General features: G+C 37.4%; 11 protein-coding genes. 1 reads left to right on the top strand and 10 read right to left on the bottom strand.

Features of this window, described 5'->3' with window-relative positions:
- Positions 1-82 precede the first annotated feature (82 nt).
- The 8 genes from HJG58_RS08730 to HJG58_RS08695 all read right to left on the bottom strand — a co-directional run bounded on the left by HJG58_RS08730 (position 83) and on the right by HJG58_RS08695 (position 5,779).
- Positions 83-307 (bottom strand): hypothetical protein, encoded by a 225-nt coding sequence (locus HJG58_RS08730; RefSeq protein WP_170248594.1) that lies wholly within the window; start codon positions 305-307, stop codon positions 83-85.
- A gap of 251 nt (positions 308-558) precedes the next feature.
- A complete protein-coding gene (locus tag HJG58_RS08725; RefSeq protein WP_170248593.1) occupies positions 559-1,842 on the bottom strand; it encodes a zonular occludens toxin domain-containing protein in 1,284 nt (427 codons plus the stop codon).
- The gene (locus HJG58_RS08720) at positions 1,839-2,123 is read right to left on the bottom strand and encodes a DUF2523 family protein (protein ID WP_170248592.1); all 285 of its coding nucleotides are present in this window, start codon (positions 2,121-2,123) and stop codon (positions 1,839-1,841) included. The genes HJG58_RS08725 and HJG58_RS08720 overlap by 4 nt, the downstream gene beginning before the upstream one ends.
- 2 nt (positions 2,124-2,125) lie before the next feature.
- Positions 2,126-3,460 (bottom strand): virulence factor TspB C-terminal domain-related protein, encoded by a 1,335-nt coding sequence (locus HJG58_RS08715; protein WP_170248591.1) that lies wholly within the window; start codon positions 3,458-3,460, stop codon positions 2,126-2,128.
- 104 nt (positions 3,461-3,564) lie between these two features.
- The gene (locus HJG58_RS08710; protein WP_170248590.1) at positions 3,565-3,792 is read right to left on the bottom strand and encodes a major capsid protein; all 228 of its coding nucleotides are present in this window, start codon (positions 3,790-3,792) and stop codon (positions 3,565-3,567) included.
- Between the two features lie 9 nt (positions 3,793-3,801).
- The gene (locus HJG58_RS08705; protein WP_170248589.1) at positions 3,802-3,981 is read right to left on the bottom strand and encodes a hypothetical protein; all 180 of its coding nucleotides are present in this window, start codon (positions 3,979-3,981) and stop codon (positions 3,802-3,804) included.
- A 231-nt stretch (positions 3,982-4,212) separates the two neighbouring features.
- Positions 4,213-4,533: a hypothetical protein gene (locus HJG58_RS08700; RefSeq protein WP_031995326.1), complete on the bottom strand. Its 321-nt coding sequence runs from the start codon at positions 4,531-4,533 to the stop codon at positions 4,213-4,215.
- A gap of 10 nt (positions 4,534-4,543) precedes the next feature.
- Positions 4,544-5,779 carry a phage/plasmid replication protein, II/X family gene (locus tag HJG58_RS08695; RefSeq protein ID WP_031996135.1) on the bottom strand — a complete coding sequence of 412 codons (1,236 nt, stop codon included), beginning with the start codon at positions 5,777-5,779 and terminating at the stop codon, positions 4,544-4,546.
- A 108-nt stretch (positions 5,780-5,887) separates the two neighbouring features.
- Here HJG58_RS08695 and HJG58_RS08690 point away from each other — a divergent pair, with 108 nt between their 5' ends.
- Positions 5,888-6,082 carry a hypothetical protein gene (locus HJG58_RS08690; RefSeq protein WP_031996160.1) on the top strand — a complete coding sequence of 65 codons (195 nt, stop codon included), beginning with the start codon at positions 5,888-5,890 and terminating at the stop codon, positions 6,080-6,082.
- 280 nt (positions 6,083-6,362) lie between these two features.
- Here the strand turns inward: HJG58_RS08690 and HJG58_RS08685 are convergent, their stop codons facing one another.
- Positions 6,363-6,686, bottom strand: a complete 324-nt coding sequence (locus tag HJG58_RS08685) for a hypothetical protein (protein WP_170248588.1) — start codon at positions 6,684-6,686, stop codon at positions 6,363-6,365.
- 8 nt (positions 6,687-6,694) lie between these two features.
- Positions 6,695-7,228: phage/plasmid replication protein, II/X family (locus tag HJG58_RS08680; RefSeq protein ID WP_216076548.1), on the bottom strand; the 534-nt coding region annotated here is incomplete at its 5' end.

Below are 7,228 nucleotides of genomic sequence, written 5' to 3'. Positions count from 1 at the left end.
GATGTTAAAAAGCCCCGTGAGACTGTGTAATCTTCTCACTGGGGCTTAGTAACATAATCTGGACATCACATTATACGAACTATCAGTCCACTAAACATTTGTCTAAATGATCATCAAATTGTTCTTTTAAAACTAAGTTGCTACAGGTAGAGCAAAAGGTGTATTTGGTTTCTATTTTCTTCAATATCTGATTATCGTTAGCACAACCTGACCATAAAATAGAAGTGTAAATATCAGTTAATTCACCCAATGAAAAATCAATAAGACCAGCCGTCTGGTTGTAAATATCATAAGGTTTTAGTGTCATATTTTGCCAATCCTTAAAAAATCACAAGTGTTGATTTTGTTCACTTTTTTGATGCCCGGCTTAAGCTGCAGTAGAGCGAGCACTTGTAACATTATGCCAATAATCGAAGTGTCTAGACTACGCCTTGAGACACTCAAAATTCATAAAAAAACCAATGTTTACGCGATGTGTCTCAATTCCCCTGAAGACACTTCTTTGCTAATTCTACGTCACATCTTATAGACGGTTTTTAGTAATCAGAGAAAAAGATTTCAAATTAACCCCTCAGCCTTTGCAGCTTGATACTTAGCAACAAACTCATCATCGAATTGTTTAGGGTTCTGTATAGGTTGCTGTGGTTGCGGTTGCTCTGGTCGTTGCTCAACAAAGTAATTAAACGGCCTGTCATTATTCTTAATTAAACGTTCACAGTCCGATTTAGACACATTAAGCTTAGTTCCCTGTTGGGTGTAGCCCTGATATTTATTACCTACTTTAGTACAACCGCTAAATACTGGTCGCGCAGTAACTTGATAGCTAGCTGCTTTCTGTATTTCCGCAGTTTCATAAGGTTGATTAGGGTTATATGAAACATTAATTTGGCCATCACCAGCCGTAGTAAATGAACCTTTATTTTTATCAAGATTATTAAACCATTCTACACATTCGGGCTTTTCTACATTGACAGCTTTTCGGCAATCTAACTGTGTTTGTGTTGTCTCTCCAGGCTTAGCTGAAGTGGTATTTCCATTTGCTGAAGCCATAATTTTTTTATCATCTACTTTTGTTTTTTCCGTCATTCCGGATACGTTAGTAGCGTCTTTAACAATCTTACCCATTCCACTGATTTTGAATAAGAAAACAGACAAACCAATCATGACAAGAATTGAAACAATGGCCACAATAAACTTGCGCTGCAACTTGAAAACCATTGATGTATGAGCCGATGCGGATTTATAAGCATCTTGATATTTCTTTTTATAATGAAATAACTGTTCATCATGAACATTATCTTTATTCTTTGATGCTGCCCACGGATCGCCAAGCCAACGATCAAAAGTATAGACATTTGCGAATGGCGGTAAGTTAGCTGGACGTTTAACTAGGAACATTTTAAACACAAGAGCACGTATAGATTTCTCCAATCTTCGTGGATCCTGAGTCATTAAGTAAATATCAATGTTTCTATGACCATGAGTCGATAACTCTTTAATCATAGGGTTTTGAGACATGTATTTGCTTTGATCTAAATACTCATCTCTAAAATGCACCTCGTCATAAAAAATAATTGAGCCATCAGGTACATCACGCCAGTCGGCTGGTGCTAATTGAATGAAATCATTTCGCTTGGCATGTTCTTCAATATCTGAATAAACAGGACGTATCGCAGGAACAATAGTTCCATCCTGCAAAGCCATTAATTCTTTTTCTGTTAGCTCTTTGCCGTCATCAACTTTTTTCTGAATTTTCTTATTAGCTTCATCAATATCAAAAGCCAATTTAACAGCATATTGAGATTTCCCCGAACGTGGTTGACCCACAATTAAATAGATCATGATGATTTTCCTAAAGATACGTTTTTAGCTTTTAATGTGATTTTTATAACTACTGCGCTAATGATGATTGATAAACCATAAGGAACACCTGCTAAACCAAGTATCCCTGCAACATCCCCTAAAGCTGAATATGAGTTCTGGAGATATGTGATATACGAATTAAAAAGTGATATAGAAACAGATGAAGAAACAAGTCCAACCCCTAAACTGGATAAGACTGTACGCCCACCTTTACTAAGAGTGATATCTGATACTTTCTGTAAAAGAGAGATTAAAGACATAATTAATCTCCAGTTTCAGCGCGACGGCCAGTATTAGTAATGATGAATGCGCCAGCTAGGAAAGACATCAAAATAACGGCTGGTCTAAACTGCTGTGCGACAGTACATAAAGCAGAGTAAGAAATAATAATATCTAGGCTTTGACCACCCATAGATAACGGGATATGACGATCTTCAGGGCAAAATGCAGATGAGTCGAAATATTGATGTACTGATATATCTAGATTAGGTTCTTGAATCTTATATTCATCCAAATCTGGTTTAGTTACATCGTCCTTGCCGAATGAATTTAACCAAGTGTCGTAACCTTTCAAATAACCAGAAAGTGTATTCCACCAACCTGCAGCAGTTGACGGAAAGTTAATTGCTGCTTGAGCAGCTTGACAGACCAATGGCGCCCAGCCACAGAACTCAGGAAAATTTAAAGTTAAATCAGAAGGTTTTGGTGTAACAGGTTCGCCCGTTGTTGGGTCTACTGTAGTGGGTGGTGCAATCGCACCAGTAGCAGCTCCACTCGTAGGAATAGACTGCGAATTATTAAGCTGTTGAGTTATATCAGTAGCAGGAACGATTTGTTTCTGTTCATCCTCTAATGCAGTGTCAGCAACAGATGAAACATAAGCTTTAGCATCTGATTTTTCTGCAACTGCATCACTAATCAACTGAGTCGCAATTGCATCATAACCAAGATATTTTTCGTCTTGAGTCGTTTGCGTGTAGTTAGTGATTGTTCCAGTTGCCGTATATTGCGTCATTCGTGTATCAGAATCGGTCGGAAAGAAATCTACCGAATACATACAATTAAATGAATATGAAGTTCCAGTATTGAGTCTTAGACCAGTAACATTGTCATAGCGATATTTATATGATGTATTTGCTTTTTGTAAGAACGCGACATAGTTAATACATGCATTAGTTGCAGAAGAACCGTAAACACCTTGCACATGAATACCTGAACCCAAATAGTCAGTATTACCTTCATAATATTTGACGCGATTATTTGCGGGATCCATAACATAACCAACCCCACCAATTAAAGCTTTAATTGCCAAATCAACAGCTAATATAGCTCCAGTTCTAACAATCATTTTAGAAACTTGTGATGCTGCTGGAGTAACAGAGGCAACACCTTTCGCAGTATAGTTTTTACCATTTATAACGACATTCTTTGCACCGTCATAAATTGTTGTTGCACCGTTAACTATACGTTTAGTGACAGACCAACCTTCAGCAGAAACGGTCGTAGCAAATACAAGAGATGGTGTAAAAGTGAGAAAAAAAGAAATGATGCAAACTAGAAGAGCTTTATAGCTATTAGTGTAAGTACGAAAATACATAAGTAAGCCCCAAACGTTTCTAAAGTCATATAAAACCTCTAGATAAAAAAATGGTGATGAGTAATGAATAAGAGATCATTCACTACTCGATCACCAGAATGGTTTTACATTGCTGTACGTACCCACTTAAAGACTTTACCAGTTACCACAAGTGATAACACAGCAAGACCAATAGCAGATACACCAGCAACGAAGCCTGAAATGATCGTAACGATGGTTGAAGGATCAAAACCCTCTGCAAAAGCCGGTACTGTTGCCCCAACTGCGGCAGCTACAACTAAACCGCGTTTTAAAGTAGAAGGTTTGTTAGTTTGTTGAACTTGAGTTTCCATAGTTTTCACCTATTGTTTTTTGACGAATTGAATCAATATTTTGATTCCATGTGTAAAAGCCAGAACCGTGAAAATTGCACCGCCAATTGCCAAGCCCTGACCCATTGTTAAAGGCGGTAAAATGCTAGGATTCTCCGCCCATTGTTGGCATACGTTGTTTACTAATTCGGTGCAGACGTATGACGACATTTCTTATATTCCCCAATAAATTGCTGGCTTGCGTTCCCGCCCCCAAAAGCCAGCAAATCTGTTATTTACACTTGTAAAAGTGGATGCAGTAACTAGAGTGTTTTGTAAACTCCTTCCCGCACTTCTTGCATTTATAAACGTACTGTGTCATAGTAAAAATACACGTAAGTTATTGATTTTTAACATATTATACATTATACGTCATGACGTATAAGTAAGCCTTTGATACTATTAAGCTTTTAGCTCTGGAGCTTTCTTTTCTTCAACCTGCAATGGTCGTCCATCACCAGTTGTCTTATAAAAAATATTTCGTTCAACTGGTGTCATTTCAATTGGTAAATAAATTTCACGACCTTTGTACGACAAATAAAAATCTTTCATGTGGTGATGATCTTCAATAACTTTGACGTTCTGTGAACATGGAACAATCTGATCCAAACCTTTGTCATAACGCTGTGATTGGAAAATCAGACGCATGGTTAAAGAACCAGTTTTCTGGTCAACTCCAGTGTCAACATTGAGAAGCTTTGCTTTAAAGATAATTTGAGACATGATTTTTCACCTATGCGATTTTAAGTAAGCGTTGATTAAACGTAGAAACTGGTTCTTTAAAGTTGTCAGGTACTTGATTTTCGAAATTAATTTCGACAAGTTTAAGAAATGGAATAATGTTGGATTTAGACTCAACATGTAGATTCTGCAAAAATGCTTTTGAGTAACCCGCTGCAACTAAATCAGCAACATTTGCATAAAAACGCGTATCTGAATAACGCTTCTTCAAAACCTCAAAGCCATGTACTTCAAGATTTGTATAGAAAGTAAATAAATTACGGGCTTTAGTAAGCGAAACACGACCTAAAGCGGTTCGCTTAGCATATACAGAACATAAATGATTAAAGACAGTATCGTGGTCAGTAGCTTTCATTGCAGTACCCTCAAGGGCTTTGAAAATTTCAGAATTAGCCTTGATCCAAAGATCACGTAAAAAATTAGGATTAGCGCGTTGATAACGAATAAGTTGAAATAAATTAGTCGGGATACCGAGTTCTTTCATAACGTAGGCTTTAATGCCTGTTTCAAACCGCAAAAGCCCTTTAGTAAAGGCAATTAAATCTGGATCAGACATGACTTTAACGACACGTTGAGCAGATTTATCATTAGCTTTTGCAAGCTTAATTTGTTCATCAAGTTGAGCCTGAAACTCACATGATTTACCGTAAACTTTACGAGCGAAACGCTTACCGCGCTCCGAACCAAAGTAAACAGTATTCTTATAAACAACCTGTTTCTCTGATTTACGGATATGTCTTGAAGACATGTTTCTCATAAAATCAATTACTTGAGCTACTTGATTATCATCACGTAAACGTGCTGAATAAGTAGCATCAAGCTGCTTAATTTCAGTTTCCCCAATGGCTAACATGCCGTAAAGCGTCGGATGTGATTCAGCAAGATATCCCAGCATTTCAAGTGCTCCCTGCTCTATCCAATCAGAACCATAAACATTATGACCTTGCAAAATCTTCGCAGGACTAGCTTTTAGTTCTACATATGGGTAGGTCTTCCCCTCGTGGAAAAACTTAAAAGCCATCTTCGTATAAGAAGTAGGCAATCTTGAATATGGATGACTTAAAACCTGACACTTAGTATTCCCGTCTTCATCTTTAAAGACATCGTAAGAACCAAATTTCAAACCAATATCAAGCAAATCAAAACCGAAAACGCAATACCGACCTTCACTATCAACATCGACTAGTGAAGCATCAACAGGTATGTGCATAACGATTTTATCTAACATTTGTTATTTGTCACAAATCACATTTAATGCGATTTATACAATATCACATGTGACAAATCAACATATTTTATTATTATTTGTCACTTATTACATTTAGCGGTGTTACAAATGGCTATATCACAGAGATTGAGAGAAGAAGAATCAGAAATGGTCGAAAAGAAGACCCTAGATATCATGATTGAAAAGAAGATGAAGATTAAAGAAAGTGATGTAATTCACGCTTTAATCAGAAAACATATAAAAGAACTCACAGCAGCAGATGTGCTTGAATATAGAAGAAAATACTTGGGGAAAGATGATTAAAATTCCCAAATTCGGGAGTTAAGTCCACACTAGAGAAGGTGGACTTTTTTTGCATCCGGATGCCCCTGCTCTAACTCTCCCAGCATCGTGTCAACGCCGATCGGCTGCGAGCCCTCGCCGACGGTCGCGCCCCGACGCTGCATCTAGTTCGCATAATGCAGATTGATGTTAAAAAGCCCCGTGAGACTGTGTAATCTTCTCACTGGGGCTTAGTAACATAATCTGGACATCACATTATACGAAGTGTTTTATTATTAACACTTTGATTCGTATAGCTTTATTACGCTGCTTCCACACCATCAAAATCCAAAGCTACTAACACAGCCTTTGGTTGTTTGCCTGTGAAATCCCAATCAAAGATCAACTTAGCTTTGTTTGGTAATTCCTGATGAAGATAATCATTGAAGAACTGAGCGCCTTTAATCTTGTAGTCAGTCGATTTAAAACCGATTGCGCCTTGTTCTTTCTCACGATCTGAATATTCTTGCAGCACAGTTACAACCGTGTTTGAAAACTCGATTGTTTTGCCTTTTTCGTCTTGAAAGTCTCCAGCAGCTTTACGAATGCCTGTAACTGTCATGATTGGATGTTGTGAATTGTTCATTTGCTCACCTATGCGATTTTGTAGTTAAACTGCGAAACTGGCTCTTCGTACCAATCTGGCAATTGTTGATTGAAATCTATGTCTACGAACTTAATAAACGGAATAATATTGTTGGCATTGCCTGTATGTAAGTTCTGCAAGATACCTTTATTAAGACCTTGTACAGCACATAACTGGGCTATTAGATTGTGAAATTGAGACTTGCCATAAGTCGTTTTAACTTCATCAAATCCCTTTTCGCGGATAAGACAATACATGGCAAATAAATTACGTACTTTAGTTGGGGAAGCTTTACCAGATTTGGTTAAAACAACATCAGATCGTTGGATAGCTTCAAGAACACTAGTATCGTCTGTTAATTTCATAGTTTGACCTCGTAAGGCATCAAAAATGCTATGAGTAGCTTTAGTCCAGAGTGTTTGAAGTAAATTTGGGTTGGAACGTTGAAACTTAATTAAATCAAAGAGATTGGTAGGAATTCCATTACGTTCAAGCCAACGTTTTTTTAAACGTGATTCAAAACGTAAAAGACCGACAGTCCA

Origin of the sequence: Acinetobacter geminorum, from assembly GCF_013009345.1 — a bacterium.
In the GTDB taxonomy this organism is placed as follows: Bacteria; Pseudomonadota; Gammaproteobacteria; order Pseudomonadales; family Moraxellaceae; genus Acinetobacter; species Acinetobacter geminorum.
The sequence above is the reverse complement of the archived record's forward strand: the minus strand, read 5'-3'. Positions and strand labels throughout refer to the sequence as shown.